This is a genomic window from Microbulbifer jejuensis, from assembly GCF_047289955.1.
Taxonomy (GTDB): Bacteria; Pseudomonadota; Gammaproteobacteria; order Pseudomonadales; family Cellvibrionaceae; genus Microbulbifer.
Map to the genome: position 1 here is coordinate 35,908 of NZ_JBLBUB010000015.1, position 14,628 is coordinate 50,535.

Sequence of the window (14,628 nt, forward strand, 5' to 3'; positions counted from 1 at the left end):
ATTAGCGCAAGTTGGATTTGGGGTGCTTTTTGAGATGCCAAAAGGCTCGATAAAAACCATGAATGGTTTGTTATTTATATTTTTTATATAGAATTTTCTTGTGTGGATGCTTGTTTGAACGCATTCTTTTGATATAGGATCTTTATCAATTAAGTCTAATAACAAAAGCCTATTGTCACGGGCCTGTATTTGTGCCGAGAGATAGCCTGGGGGTTGTTGTAAAATGAGTGATAGGAGTGGGCCCGACTCAATATTAAAAGAAAGCGAGTCAAAAAAACTAACATTGCCCATTATTCAGGCACCCATGTTTTTAGTGTCCGGGCCGGAAATGGTACTGGCAAGTTGTGAAGCGGGTATCGTCGGTTCCTTTCCCGCGCCCAATGCCAGGACCCTGCAGGATCTCAATGGCTGGTTGCGCCGTATTACCGAAGCGCTGACCGCAAAATCCCTGGCAATCCCCTGGGCTATCAATCTGGTTATGCACCGCAGTAATAGCCGCCGCCACGAGGAACTGGCGCTGGCGGCAGAGTACCGGGTTCCCCTTGTGATTACGGCACTGGGCAGCCCCCGGGAGGCGGTGGATCGGGTACACCGTTATGGCGGCAAAGTGTATGCCGATGTGGTGTCACTCGAACTGGCCCGCAAGGCTGCGGCATCCGGCGTGGATGGCTTGGCGCTGGTGTGCACTGGCGCAGGTGGCCATACCGGGCATATTTCACCCTTTGCCTTTGTGGAAGAGGTGCGTGGGTTTTTCGATGGCGAGATTATTCTCTCCGGCGCCATTGGCAACGGACGCGCAGTGCGTGCGGCCCAAGTGTTGGGTGCGGATTACGTCTATATGGGGACACGCTTTATACCCACCCACGAAAGCCTTGCCCAGAGAGCGTATAAACAGATGCTGGTGGGTGCTTCTGGAGCCGATATTGTTACCAGCGACGCAATTACCGGGGTTAAAGCCAATTGGTTGCGAAACAGTTTGGTTCGTGGGGGTTATGATCCCGACAACATGCCCGACGCAGCGGAAATCGATTTTTTAAAGGCAGCGGGTGATGTAAAACGCTGGCGAGATATCTGGTCCGCTGGGCAAGGTGTGGGCGCCATTACTCAAATACAGTCCATTGCCCAAGTGGTAGAACAATTGACGACCGAATATCAGGTGGCAATGTCCCCATAGAAGCAGGGCAGTTTCACTTTTCAGTATAAAGGAAAAATCATGATTACATCTTCCCGACAAAAAATAGAGGAATATGAAGACAGGGGATTTTGGCAGGGGGTCAAGCTGCACGATTTGTTACTGGAAAGAGCAGCCAGACAACCGGATTTGCTGGCGTTGGTGGATCAACCCAGTCGACATCAACTGGTGGGCTCTGAACCACAGCGTCTGACCTTTGCCGAGCTGCAAAGAGCCAGTGCCAATCTTGCCCACCATTTGCTGGCGCAGGGTGTGGGCTTTGAAGATCGCGTTATCGTGCAATTACCCAATATCGTGGAACTGGTCATCTGCTACCTGGCTATCAGCCGTATCGGTGCCATTATTTCCCCGATACCGGTGCAGTACGGACAGCACGAGCTGGATCATATTGCCAAAGCGCTCGATGCCCGCGCCTACATTGCCATGAAGACCTTAAAAGGTAAGCCATTTGGCAGCCTGATGGCAGAATTTCTGGGCAGCCGCCTATCGGTACTGGTGCTGGATGAAAATTTGCACATAAACTATGGAGATGATACCCAGGCACGCCGGCATCTGCAAAGACATGAAGCTGCAAATCCGTGGGATGCCAATCATATTTTTACCCTTTGCTGGACTTCGGGCACCACAGGCATGCCCAAAGGGGTGCCGCGCTCGCACAATATGTGGCTTAACGTGGCACTCAATTGTATTGAAGCAGGAGACTACCGACCCGGTGATGTACTGTTAAATCCCTTTCCACTGGTCAATATGGCCTCAGTGAGCGCTTTTCTATATCCCTTTGCCTTATCAGGCTGCACACTGGTTTTACATCAGCCCTTTGAGCCGGAGATTTTTCTGCAGCAGCTGCAGAATGAGCGGGTCAGCTTTACGCTTGCGCCGCCCTCATTGCTCACCCGCCTGGCAAAAAATGAATCTCTGTGGGGACAATTCGATTTTTCGACCTTGCGTGCCATTGGTTCCGGATCCGCACCGCTATCACCCTGGATGATAGAAAAATTTGAGGGCGATTACGGTATTGGTGTGGTGAATTACTACGGCTCCAACGAGGGCATCAGTTTGGTGTCGAGACCCGTGGATGTGCCTGAGCCCTCGGTGCGAGCCTATATGTTTCCACGTTTCGGCGCAGCTGGTCTTACCTGGCAATCCCGAGCCAGCAAGAGCATCTGGACCAAAGTTGTCGACCCAAATACCGGCGTGGAGATCACGCAAGCGGGCGTAGTCGGAGAATTGGCGGTTAAGGGACCCACAGTCTTTGATGGTTATTGGGGGGCAGATGCACTGGAGGTGTTTACCGAAGATGGCTATTTCCTGAGCGGGGATCTGGTGGAAATCTGTGGAGAGGGAAACCGCTTTTATCGCATTGCCGGGCGCTGCAAAGACATCATCAACCGCGGTGGTATGAAAATATCCCCCTCTGAGATCGATGTTCTGCTGGAGGGGTTGCCCGGCACCAGTGATGTCGCAGTCTGCTCCTATGCCGATGCTGACCTGGGTGAACGTATCTGTGCCTGTGTGGTGCCCAGCGATGGTATCAGTGCACCGAAACTCGACAAACTGGTCGATTATTTGTGTGGCAAGGGTGTCGCCAGGATCAAGTTGCCAGAGCGTTTGGAATTGTTTGAGCAACTGCCCAGGAATCCCCTGGGTAAGGTGCAGCGCTTTGTTTTGCAACAGTGGGTCGGTGAACGCATTGCGGCCGGGGCCTGCGCGCAAACCGGGGCAGAGGAAAAATAACCATGTCGGCAAGTGTCTATATACTGGGTGGCAGCCAGAGCGATTTTGCCCGAAACTGGGCCCGCGAAGGCCTGGATATCTACGCAATGTTTCGCTCCTGCCTGGAGCAGGGGTTGGCAGCCACAGGGCTTGATCCCGATCAGATTGAGGTCGGGCATGTGGGGAATTTTGCCGGCGACCTGTTTGCCGGGCAGGGGCTGCTGGGTGGATTCTTTGCCCAGGCATTTCCGGAGTTAAACGGTGTGCCCACCACACGCCATGAAGCTGCCTGTGCTTCTGGCTCCATGGCCCTGCTGGGGGCCATCCGGGATATTCGCTGTGGCGATTGCGATCTGGCCTGTGTGCTGGGGCTGGAATATATGCGCAACGTGCCGGGGAAAACCGGTGCCGATTATTTGGGTGCAGCCACCTGGAAGGGGGTAGAAGCGCAGCACTGCGACTACCCCTGGCCCTTTATGTTCAGCCGTATTATCGATGAATATGAGCGCCGCCACGGCATCGATACCACCTACCTGCGGGCAATTACCAAGCTGAATTTTGCCAATGCGAGGAAAAATCCCCGCGCGCAATCGCGCAACTGGCAGTTTGAACCCGAGTTCTTTACCGACAGTAACATCCACAATCCCATTATCGAAGGGCGTATACGCAAATCCGACTGCGGACAAATTACCGATGGTGCGGCTTGTGTTTTTGTAGCCAGTGAACGGGCCGCCAAGGCTTATGCTCGGCAGCACAACCTCAGTCTGCGGGATATCCCCCGTATCAAGGGCTGGGGGCACCGCTCAGCCGCCATTGAGCTGGAAGCCAAGTTGCATCACAGTGACGGCAATCCGCTGTTATTTCCCCATATCCAACAGCTGCTCAGCGATGCCCTGACCCGTGCCAAACTGGGAGACATCACAGACTTGGATGGCCTGGAGGTACACGATTGCTTTTCCATCACCGAGTATATGGTGATTGATCACTGCGGCCTGACGGCGCCGGGCGAAAGTTGGAAAGCAATCGAGGAGGGCCGCATTGCCGCTGATGGCGATCTGCCGATCAATGCCAGTGGTGGCCTGATTGGGTTGGGGCACCCAGTGGGCGCCACCGGTGTGCGCATGGTGCTGGACTGCCACCGGCAGGTCACCGGCCAGGCCGGGGACTATCAAATAGCGGGAGCGAAGAATATGGGTACCTTTAATCTGGGTGGCAGTGCCACCACCTGTGCCAGTTTTATCGTGGGAGTAGATACATGAATTCAGCCTATATCTACGATGCCATTCGCAGCCCACGGGGACGTGCCAAAGCATCGGGCGGACTACACGAGTTGACATCTCTGGAATTGATGAAGCATCTCTATGAAGCGCTGGAGTCCCGCACAGGGCTGGATAAGGCGAGAGTCCAGGATGTGATCCTGGGCTGTGTCACTCAGGCTGGTGAACAGGCCGCCAACATTGCCAAAACGTCACTGCTCTATGCCGGCTGGCCTGAACAGGTGCCGGGTATCACACTCAACCGTTTTTGCTCCTCCGGCCTTGATGCCATTAACTTCGCCGCTCTCAAGGTCGGTGCTGGCCAGGCATCTTCGATATTGGCTGGAGGGGTGGAGATGATGTCACGCATCCCCATGTTGTCGGATCGCGCTTCCGTTTTTAGCGATGCCGCCCTGGCAGCCCGGTGTCGTATGCTGATGATGGGCTCGGGTGCCGACCTGATTGCCTCACTGTACGCAGTATCCCGGCAGGAGGCTGATGCCATTGCACTGCAGAGCCAACAGCGAGCGGCGCGGGCCAGGGATGCTGGTTGGTTTAGCTCCATCGTGCCCATTACCAATGCGGCCAAGGGCATTGTGGTAAAGACCGATGAGTGCATCCGTGATGGCACCACACTGGAATCTCTGGCGCAGCTGCCAGCAGCTTTTGCCGAACTGGGTGCGAGTGGGGTGGACGCCCTGCAACTGCAGGGTGTGGAGGGGCTCAGCGCTATCCGTCATATCCACACCGCTGGCAATTCCCCAGCCATGGCTGACGGTGCAGCGCTTTTGTGGATAGGGGATGCGCAGTTGGGTAGGGATATGGGACTGCCGAGGCGAGCCAGAATCCGCGGGGCAGTCAGCCTTTGCGATGACCTTATGACCGTAAACACCGGCTGTGCCAGGGCGGTTGACACATTGATGCAGCAACAGGGCCTCACCGCTGCCGATGTGGATCTTTTTGAATTGCATGAGGCCTTTGCGGCGACTGTGATCAAATGCCGTCGCGATCTTGAGATTGACCAGGACAAGTTAAATGTGAATGGCGGTGTGATTGCTTTGGGGCATCCCATGGGCGCCACCGGTGCAGTGATGGCTGGGACCTTGTTGGATGAACTGGAGCGCCGCGGTCTACAGTTGGGGATAGTGGCTGCCAGTGGGGCTGCGGGAACCGGTACTGCACTCCTGATAGAGCGCTGTTAATCCAACCCGGCAAATTGCCCAGAAGATCTCTGATAATTTGCACAGTTGCGATAAGCGAAGAAAATCTGAACGGGGTTGGTGTGATGGCATTCGCAAGCTCGGCTGGGTGGATTATGAGAGGAGCGAAATTCAAGGTTCCGATGGGTCACGCAGTTTCTTAGTGAGCAGCGGTGCCTACCTGTTCGAAATACCGCTATAAATAAAAGGGTAAACCTATACAGGGTCCGTCCACGCACATGCCTGTTGTTGGAATGTCCGCAGGCAGAGTATTTGAATCGATAGTGTCGGGTAACAGTGGGGGGATGGGCAAGACCTGTTTGCTTCACGGTTTTGGTGTTCGACTTGAGGATGCGTACATGAAAAAAGTAGTGGATGGTGCTTTCTTGTTAATTGCTTTCTTTTTGTTGCTGTTTGGAATGAATGCCGGGGCTGGAGAAGCTTCGGAACTGAAACTGTGCGAAGAGAGCCTGGCACTGCCCGAAAATGTGCGCCTGCGCGAGTATCCAGCCTGGCAAGATAGCGTGGGCTTGCCACGCTACTGCCGGGTTCGCGGAAAAATTGATGGGCGGGTGGGCTTTGAAATGCGCCTTCCGGAAAAGTGGAATGGTCGTTTTATGATGGCCGGATGTGGCGGCTTTTGCGGTCAGTTATTACCAGATAAGAAAGGCCACTCCAACGCAATTAACGAAGCTTTGAAACTCGGCTATGCGGCCATCAGTCAGGATGGTGGTCACAGTGGTGAGAGCTGGGACGCGGGCTTTAGTGTTGGTGATCCGGATGCCCTGGAACTTTACGCACATAAAGTGTTGCCGGTGGTTGCGACTGCCGGAACGGCCATAGCGACTGCATTTTACCAGCAAAGTCCACGCTATAAATATTTCTCCGGATGCTCCAATGGCGGTCGCCTCGGCATGATGGCCGCTCAACGCTACCCGGACCTGTTTGACGGTATCGCTGCGGGTGGCAGCATTTTTGATCTGAGCGGCAATGCCGGGCTTTGGGGTAATTGGCTCGCCAAATTGGTAAAAAACGAGGGCGAATACGTACTGCCCAAGGAAAAGGTTCCATTTCTGCAACGCGAAGTCATGCAAAAATGCGATGGCAGTGATGGCCAGATCGACGGGGTGATATCAAACCCCGGCGCCTGTCGCATTGATTTCAGGTCGATGCAGTGTGATTTAAAAGGTAAGCCGAACAATCAGTGCCTGGCCTCTACAGAAGCCCGTATGTTGAATACACTGTACAGCGGAGTAAAAAACAGGGATGGGGAAACTGTCTATCCCGTTTTGCGCTATGGTGCTGAACACTACGGGGACATCTGGCTGTTTGGTTCTGAGACAAGGCCCAGTTGGGGCCTGTTGGCAGCCAACAGCTACCGCAAGCTGCTCATGCACAGTGTCAACGCGCCAGATCCCGATAGCGCTATCACCACCGACGCCATGCAGGTATTGATTGCCAGGTCCCCGGTGCCTGCACTGACCGATGCAGTGGATACGGATCTCTCTGGTCTCAACAAGAACCATGCCAAACTGCTGATGTATCAGGGGCTGGCTGATCCACTGATTATCCCTGACCCAATCATTGAGTATTACAAAAAGGCAGCAAAAAGCGCCGGCAGCTTTTCTGCGTTAAAACGTGATGCGCGACTGTTTATGGTGCCGGGTATGGGGCACTGCTGGGAAAAAAATGCCAATGCGCCCGATGTATTTGATCCGCTTGTGACGCTGCAAAAATGGGTTGAAGAAAATAAAGCTCCGGAGTATTTGGTGGCCAAGCAAATGGATGACAGTGGCGAGGTGGTCCGAACCCGGCCTGTTTGTGCCTATCCGAAGGTGGCCAGGCTTATAGAGGCAAAATTTCCCAATCAGTGGCAAAGTTATCGGTGTGAAAACTTATAAGGCGATCAATACCGCTTAAGAGGTTCAAGGGGTTTTTCAATATATGGAGGGCATAATCCCCAGAGCCCTTGATAGGTGTACAGCAGCGCTGACCAAATTGGATGTTTGGGTCTGGTCTGACACATTTTGTTCAACCAGCAGACCCCGCCCTGCTGGTTGTGGATGCGGTATGCAAAATCCAGGTTGTTGAGCCTGGCAGAAGGACACCGAAACACACTAGAAAGGCTGTACTTTTATTCCGCAAGCCCGTTTGTATTTGTTCATCAGATGGAACACCGAAAAAGAATGCACTTATAAAGTCGTTATCAATTTATTGTTAATTCAAAATAAAATAAAATTTTAGCAAAGCACGGGGGAGAGGTCCTAGCCCTAATTAAGGTAACTCTACCAAACCTCACAATACAGAATTTTCGTCGAATAGTTAAAAGAGAAGCTGGTATAAATACCCCGCTTCTGTTACATCAGTATAAAAGAAGAGGAATCTATTCCATGAGACAAATATTTCACAAAGTTCTTATCGTGCTATACCTGAGCCCGCTACTGGGCAGTGCCTGGGTTGCCGTTGCGTTCGACCGGGTAAACGGGGAGGGCTTCGCCAGTCGTTCACCCGTATTGGCTAGCCGGGGAATGGCGGCCACCAGCCAACCCCTCGCGACGCAGATAGCATTGGATATCCTCAAGCGCGGAGGCAGCGCAGTGGACGCAGCCATTGCCGCCAATGCGGCTCAGGGGCTAATGGAGCCTACTGGTTGTGGCATCGGGGGCGATTTGTTCGCAATGGTGTGGAGTGCGAAGGATAAAAAACTCTACGGGCTCAACGCCAGCGGTCGATCACCAAAATCTCTCCCATTTGAATATTTTGCCAATAATGGCCACGGCAAGATCCCTTCTCATGGCCCCTTGCCGGTTTCGGTTCCTGGAGCCGTTGAGGGTTGGTTTCAGCTCCACAAAAAGTTTGGACGCTTGCCGATGGACGATATTCTGGCACCTGCAATCGACTACGCAGAGCAGGGCTTCCCTGTAACCCAGTTGGTTGCATACTACTGGAACAGGTCCGTGCCGCGGCTGCAGGGTTATCCCGGTTTTCGCGAAACATTTATGCCCAATGGCAGAGCGCCACAAGAGGGTGAAGTGTTTCGCAATCCCCGCCTGGCAAAGACTTATCGCCGTATCGCAACAGGTGGTCGGGATGCTTTCTATAAAGGCGATATTGCTCGGGAAATTGCCGCCTATATTAAAAATCAGGGCGGATTTCTCACCTATGAAGACATGTCAGCCCATCGCTCAGAGTGGGTTGAGCCGGTCTCCACCAACTACCGTGGGTACGATCTGTGGGAGTTGCCGCCCAATGGTCAGGGTATAGCGGCATTGCAGATCTTGAATATCCTGGAAGGGTATGATTTGGCTGCCATGGGCAGAAACAGCGCGGACTATCTGCACCTGTTTGCAGAAGCCAAGAAGCTGGCATTCGAGGATAGGGCTAAATATTACGCTGACCCTGGGTTCAATCGTCTGCCCGTGAAACAGCTAATCTCCAAGGAATATGCCTCCGAACGACGCAAGCTTATCGATTTTGAGAGCGCTTCCAAACGATATGATGCCGGCAATCTTGCCCTGAGACACGGCGATACCATCTATCTCACTGTTGCTGATGGCGATGGTAACATGGTGTCGTTGATTCAGAGCAACTATCGTGGCATGGGTTCTGGTATGACACCGGGGGAGCTTGGGTTTATTCTTCAGGATCGTGGTGAAATGTTCAGTCTCAAGCAGGGGCACTACAACCAGTATCAGCCCGGCAAACGACCTTTTCACACAATCATTCCGGCCTTTGTGACCAAAGGTGGTAAACCGTTGATGAGTTTTGGTGTGATGGGTGGGCCCACACAGCCGCAGATGCACGCCCAGATCATGATCAATATGATTGACTTTGGCCTCAACGTGCAAGAAGCGGGTGATGCGCCGCGCATCCTCCACAGTGGCTCCAGCCAGCCTACAGATGAGACAATGCTCGATGGGGGCTACCTGAGTCTCGAAGATGGATTCCCTCTGGAAACGCGCCGCAAACTGGTGCAGATGGGGCACCAGTTGCGCTTTGAAAGTGGCCCCTATGGCGGCTATCAGGCAATTCTGCGCGATGACGAGCAGGACGTGTATTGGGGTGCCTCTGAGAGCCGCAAGGACGGTCAGGTCGCTGGCTATTGAGGTCCGAATCCAGGCCAGCGATAAGGCCAGTCAGTATCTCGTGAGAGTTAGCGCAATTCCCGGCCTAGGATGATTCGGAATCAGCACCAGTTGGAAATGAGGGCACTATACACAACACAGGAACTGCAAGAGGGCAGGAATAGAAGATTGGCTCAGAGGAGCCGCACGGCTCCCACTTTGTCAAGGTCAGAAGTTGTCACGCACCTCCGCACTTATAGTGCTGAGTTCAAAAACCCTCGTATAGGGTGTGCCAAACACATGCAGCGTGCGACCGCTGGGAATGGCTGCGCACCCGTTGTCGAGCAGGTTTCGAACCGACAATGCTAACAAGCAGTTGCCACTCTGCCACGACAGGCGGCCGTTTATGACCGGTGCCCAGTCTATGGTTAAGATATAGGCGGTGTTGGCCCTGGACTTATCCAGGCTCTGTTGCAGTTTGCTCTCGGTGGCGTAGAAGTGTTCCACAGGGATTCCTGGTCACGGATCGCCACCAGGCCCAGGCGCAGAGTGTCTAGTGGCAGCCAATCGACGGTGACTTCGAAACCGGTAAATTACTGGTTGTCGTTGATCATCTACGGCAGGGCGTTGGCGGAGCCCGGTGGTTTGCTCTCGACACTGCGCTGGCTATTGTCGACAATCATATCGAAATAACTGAGCCGTACGCGCAGGCTGTCGAGCAGGTCGTATCATTCCCCGTTCAATATTTTTCACCCCTTCCGGTTCGGTTCGGTTCGGTTCGGTTGGTGTATCGACGGTGAGCCGGTTGAGTGGATCTAAACTTCCGAACTTATGACTGTTGGAGTAGGGCAAAACGCCATCGCCCGCTCGCTAAAGTGATATTTCCCAACCGGGCGGCTGGTGGATGCACTCACTCGTCGCTGGCTTCGCACAGTTTCTCTCTCACGTTGTGGTTGTCGGCGGCGGAGATAATCATTTCCTCCACTCCCATGCGTAGATTGCGGAAACTGATGCCCAATGTCAGCCAGGTACAGGATTTCTCGTCAGCGCTGTAGCGTAGGCGGGCGAGAACATTGATCTTGTCGATGAGGGCGTAATCCGGTTCTTAATTGACGCCGAGCTTGGTAAAGCCGCTGGTATTTTCCACCAACTACACCCAGTTCCAACCAGCGAAGATTGTCTGTGTATTGAGGGATGTTATGTCCCCTCTCTGATGGTCAGTAGCTCAATAAGATCGAATTGTAATACTGTACTTTCCCAACACGGATATTGCTTTAATTGTTGTTAGATTCCACCCCAAGACGGTGTCTGATGCAGGGAAATACAGCAAATTTACAAATGCCGCAATAGTGTTATGCATAGTCGCTTACTGCCGGGTCAGAAGAAAAGAATACCCCTCTCCCAGGATCGTATGAGGCATGGATGCCGATTACGAGCGTACAAGGATGTATTCACAGCGTGTCCTGGGAGAGGGGTATTCTTTTCTTCTGCTTTACTAGTATGTAGCATGACTATCTGGTGGCTACATGTATGCCGACCGTAACATCACGAAAATGTCAAGGCATCCACTCCGCATAGATATCGTATCGCCGTAAAAAATCCCTTTGTGGCAATCTACATCGACGTCATCCTTGAGGCGTTTTCCGCTTTAGATTTATATTCTTGCCTGTACATAAAAAATTGGCTGAATAAAATAAAATCAAAAAAATTCTAAAATAAGTTACTAATCATGTTATGAACTGTTCGTATGGAGTCTTTTGGGTAAAGTCAAAATTTTTACAGTTAACGTTAACAACAATAAGGCTTGCTGATTATCTAGTGAGAAAGTACTAGCTCTTGGCTGGATAAATGAGGAGCAGATCACGGAAAAAAAACCGCTGAAAAGGGATTCTTCGTGGGTGGCGCCATATATCATAGTTCTCCATGAAACTAATTTTGAGGATAGCTGTAAAAACTATTCCTGAGTGCCTCAATATGTTTCATTCTCGTATTTATAAGGTGCTTAAGTCGAAAAACTACAACTTTCAGATGTGCCCTGGAGAATAAATAATGGGAATAAAAAAGCATAAATCCCAGCATATTTCAGCATATATAGATCAGTCTATTAAGGAATCCGAAAAAAATCAAATTTTTAATAAAACTGTCTTGAGTAATCTCTCGCAAGCTGATCAGGAAAAGTTCGAAGCTTATGCTAAAGGTCCGGATGTGAAAATTCCGTATCAAATGATCCATCAGGCCATTGAATGTCAAACCATAAAGCAGGGGGGCGCTATTGCTGCAAAACACAGAGATCTGCAGATAACCTACGGAGAATTGAGTCGGCAGGCTAGTTATCTTGCAGTGCAATTGAATAAGTTAGGTGTGGGGCCTGGTGATAATGTAGGTTTATTTTTGGAGCGATCAATTTATATGTTAGTTGGTATTCTTGCGATATTAAAAACTGGAGCTGCTTATGTTCCACAAGACGTTAGAATAACTCCAAAGTCAATTTTGTTAAAGGTCATGGGTGTAGCCGGAATCAGGGTGTATTTAACTCTGTCACACCTTATCGAGAAAATACCATCCTCTGTCAATCATACGATTTTGGCCATTGACGATTTGCACAGAAGTTCTGGCAGTTGGAAAAGCAATATCTCAACGAAAATGTGCGTAACAGAGGTCAATCCCAACAACAATTGTTTTATTTTGTTTACTTCCGGCACCACAGGTACTCCTAATGGCGTCCAGGTTACCCATGGCAATGTGTGTAATGTTTTGCTGTCTAGGCCAGGAAATTTAGGAATTAAGTCGGGATACAAAGTGTCTCAATTACTGAACATTGCCTTCGATATGGCAGCATGGGAAATATTGGGTTGTCTGGCTCATGGTGGCACGCTGATGATCAGAGATACCGATTTTACAGAAGTTGCCCGGCAGTGTGATGTGATCATCGCCACTCCAAGTATTCTGTCAAAAATTGATTCCACACTCTGTCATTCAACGAAAACCGTAGCAGTAGCAGGAGAGCCCTGTCCAAAACCCCTTGCTGAGCAGTGGGCGGCCCAGTGTCAATTCATCAATAGTTATGGGCCAACAGAAACAACTATTATTAATACCGCACAGCTTTATTTTTCTTATCCATATTCGCTTACTATCGGTAAACCTACGCCAAATAACACGGTGTATTTGCTTGATGAGCACCTTCGGCCATGTTCGATTGGTAGTATAGGAGAAATCTGGGCGGGAGGGAAAGGCGTTACAGCTGGTTATATTAATAATATAGAATTGACCAGGGAGCGATATCAGCCAGATCCTTTCATTGCCAATGGTGGAATGATGTTCAGAACTCGTGATCTGGGGCGTTGGAATGAAAATGGTGATTTGGAGCATTGGGGACGAACAGACGACCAAGTAAAGATAAAAGGTTTTCGAGTTGAGCTGGACTCAATTTCTACCGTTACTGAATCCGTCAAAGGGTGCCAGCAGGCAGTAACATTGAAAATAAGTAATGAAAAACTGGTGACATTTGTTACACCCCTTAGTGTTGATACTCAAAACTGTATGGATACCATTGGTGCAAGACTGCCATATTACTGTTTACCTTCAACTATCATTGCTCTTTCTGAGTTTCCAGTGACAGACAGGGGCAAGATTGACAAGCAGGCATTAATGGATCAGGTTCATAAAAAAACAGTGCATTATCCTTCATAAGAAAGGAGCAGGAGAGACAGTATTATGGATGCAGTGGTAGAAAAGCTCACTTTAGATGGAAAACCAAGTTTGTTTCTGAGAATCCTGCGGCATCGTTATCTTGAACATTATAATCGCCTGTTTTTTTTGGTGTTTACTGTTAATGTTGGGATATTATGGCATGGATTAACTCAGACAGGTTGGTGGCCGAAACAGGGCACTGATTTATCTGTGCTATTAGATTTGGTTTTGGCCAATTTCGTTGTTGCTGTATTGGTGCGTCAGCAATATATTATCAACTTTTTCTTTTGGGTTGCAACCAGAGCCCCAGTCAGTTGGCCACTCTGGATCCGATGGAGTCTGGCCAAAGTATACCATTTTGGAGGGTTGCACAGCGGCAGCGCTGTGGCTGGAACACTCTGGTATGCTGTTTTTTTGGCAGGGCTGATCTATCAGCAAAACAATCCGCTGTCAAACACACCCAAAAACCTTGTGTTGGTGGCATTTTTACTTATGGCAGTACTTGTGCTTATTGTTGCCATGGCGTTGCCATCAGTTCGGCGTCGTATCCATAACCAGTTTGAGTGGGTGCATCGATTTGGCGGTTGGTCTGTACTCATTCTTTTTTGGGTTCAAACTTACCTGCTTGCCGGTAGTTTCTCTGATCTTATCCGGAGCACCTCCTTCTGGGGTCTTTGCATCATAACGTTCAGTGTGATCCTACCTTGGCTACGGCTAAAAAAGGTGAAGATTAATATTGTTTCTCCTTCTCCTCATGTTGCTCTGACCCGTTTTGATCATGGTGTGACACCTTTTGCAGGCTCCTCCACCGCCATCAGCCGAAACCCTTTACTGGAATGGCATTCATTTGCCAATGTGCCTGCACCAAGTGAGGATGGATTTCGGCTGACAATCTCCCGATCTGGAGATTGGACAGGCAGATTTATCGATGACAAGCCAAAGCAAGTTTGGACAAAAGGAATTCCAACAGCAGGCGTGGCCAATATTGAGGTATTATTTAGAAAGGTAGTATATATAGCCACCGGCAGTGGGATTGGCCCCTGCTTACCCCATCTGTTGGCAAAAAAAGTGCCCGCCAGTTTAATCTGGTCAACCCGCAGTCCTCGTAAAACCTATGGCGACGAACTTGTTGATGAAGTGCTGGGTGCTGTACCTGATGCCTTAATATGGGATACCAGTAGCCGTGGCAAATCTGACCTTGTTAAGTTGGCACAAAATGCTGTTCGAGCAACTAATGCAGAAGCGGTTATCTGTATTGCCAATCAGCCCCTCACCCAGAAAGTAGTTTACGAAATGGAATTACTGGGAATCCCCGCCTATGGGGCGATCTGGGATTCTTGACCTTAATGGGTGTATTGGACTGTTTTAAACACTAGCTATGATAAGACTTTACTACCGTTTTTGTATCTGAAGTCGTGCAAAATCCCAGACCGTAAATTTACCTGCATAAACGCGATATCAAAAGCCTCCTTTGCCCGATAGAGCTGGAATCACCTCAATCAATTGTCTTTTCT

9 protein-coding genes are annotated in these 14,628 nt (G+C 50.5%); 8 read left to right on the forward strand and 1 reads right to left on the reverse strand.

The genetic code is table 11. The annotated features are described in order from the left end of the window. Positions 1–304 precede the first annotated feature (304 nt). From ACL7TT_RS11215 to ggt, 6 genes are all read left to right on the forward strand, one after another. Positions 305–1,174 carry an NAD(P)H-dependent flavin oxidoreductase gene (locus ACL7TT_RS11215; protein WP_413395465.1) on the forward strand — a complete coding sequence of 290 codons (870 nt, stop codon included), beginning with the start codon at positions 305–307 and terminating at the stop codon, positions 1,172–1,174. Positions 1,175–1,213: 39 nt separating this feature from the next. Beyond that, complete coding sequence (locus ACL7TT_RS11220) at positions 1,214–2,926, forward strand: class I adenylate-forming enzyme family protein (RefSeq protein WP_413395467.1); 1,713 nt, start codon at positions 1,214–1,216, stop codon at positions 2,924–2,926. A 2-nt stretch (positions 2,927–2,928) separates the two neighbouring features. Continuing rightward, on the forward strand, positions 2,929–4,164 hold the full coding sequence (locus tag ACL7TT_RS11225) for an acetyl-CoA acetyltransferase (RefSeq protein ID WP_413395469.1): 1,236 nt from the start codon (positions 2,929–2,931) through the stop codon (positions 4,162–4,164). Beyond that, positions 4,161–5,363 carry an acetyl-CoA C-acyltransferase gene (locus ACL7TT_RS11230; RefSeq protein WP_413395471.1) on the forward strand — a complete coding sequence of 401 codons (1,203 nt, stop codon included), beginning with the start codon at positions 4,161–4,163 and terminating at the stop codon, positions 5,361–5,363. Before ACL7TT_RS11225 ends, ACL7TT_RS11230 begins: the two co-directional genes overlap by 4 nt. Positions 5,364–5,719: 356 nt before the next feature. After that, positions 5,720–7,261, forward strand: coding sequence for a tannase/feruloyl esterase family alpha/beta hydrolase (locus tag ACL7TT_RS11235; RefSeq protein WP_413395473.1), 1,542 nt, complete (start codon positions 5,720–5,722; stop codon positions 7,259–7,261). A gap of 489 nt (positions 7,262–7,750) precedes the next feature. Beyond that, positions 7,751–9,466, forward strand: coding sequence for a gamma-glutamyltransferase (ggt, locus tag ACL7TT_RS11240; RefSeq protein ID WP_413395476.1), 1,716 nt, complete (start codon positions 7,751–7,753; stop codon positions 9,464–9,466). A gap of 186 nt (positions 9,467–9,652) precedes the next feature. On the opposite strand, the gene ACL7TT_RS11245 is transcribed toward ggt, so the two are convergent. After that, a complete protein-coding gene (locus ACL7TT_RS11245; RefSeq protein WP_413395478.1) occupies positions 9,653–9,931 on the reverse strand; it encodes a hypothetical protein in 279 nt (92 codons plus the stop codon). A 1,542-nt stretch (positions 9,932–11,473) separates the two neighbouring features. Here ACL7TT_RS11245 and ACL7TT_RS11250 point away from each other — a divergent pair. Together ACL7TT_RS11250 and ACL7TT_RS11255 are read left to right on the forward strand one after the other, a co-directional pair. Beyond that, positions 11,474–13,114 carry an AMP-binding protein gene (locus tag ACL7TT_RS11250; protein WP_413395480.1) on the forward strand — a complete coding sequence of 547 codons (1,641 nt, stop codon included), beginning with the start codon at positions 11,474–11,476 and terminating at the stop codon, positions 13,112–13,114. A 24-nt stretch (positions 13,115–13,138) separates the two neighbouring features. Then, positions 13,139–14,455: a hypothetical protein gene (locus ACL7TT_RS11255; protein WP_413395482.1), complete on the forward strand. Its 1,317-nt coding sequence runs from the start codon at positions 13,139–13,141 to the stop codon at positions 14,453–14,455. The last annotated feature ends 173 nt before the right edge of the window (positions 14,456–14,628 follow it).

Bases quoted from the DNA above. Each gene is read 5' to 3' on its own strand.
- ACL7TT_RS11215 (WP_413395465.1), top strand. From the start codon at position 305: ATGTTTTTAGTGTCCGGGCCGGAAATGGTACTGGCAAGTTGTGAAGCG.
- ACL7TT_RS11220 (WP_413395467.1), top strand. From the start codon at position 1,214: ATGATTACATCTTCCCGACAAAAAATAGAGGAATATGAAGACAGGGGA.
- ACL7TT_RS11225 (WP_413395469.1), top strand. From the start codon at position 2,929: ATGTCGGCAAGTGTCTATATACTGGGTGGCAGCCAGAGCGATTTTGCC.
- ACL7TT_RS11230 (WP_413395471.1), top strand. From the start codon at position 4,161: ATGAATTCAGCCTATATCTACGATGCCATTCGCAGCCCACGGGGACGT.
- ACL7TT_RS11235 (WP_413395473.1), top strand. From the start codon at position 5,720: ATGAAAAAAGTAGTGGATGGTGCTTTCTTGTTAATTGCTTTCTTTTTG.
- ggt (WP_413395476.1), top strand. From the start codon at position 7,751: ATGAGACAAATATTTCACAAAGTTCTTATCGTGCTATACCTGAGCCCG.
- ACL7TT_RS11250 (WP_413395480.1), top strand. From the start codon at position 11,474: ATGGGAATAAAAAAGCATAAATCCCAGCATATTTCAGCATATATAGAT.
- ACL7TT_RS11255 (WP_413395482.1), top strand. From the start codon at position 13,139: ATGGATGCAGTGGTAGAAAAGCTCACTTTAGATGGAAAACCAAGTTTG.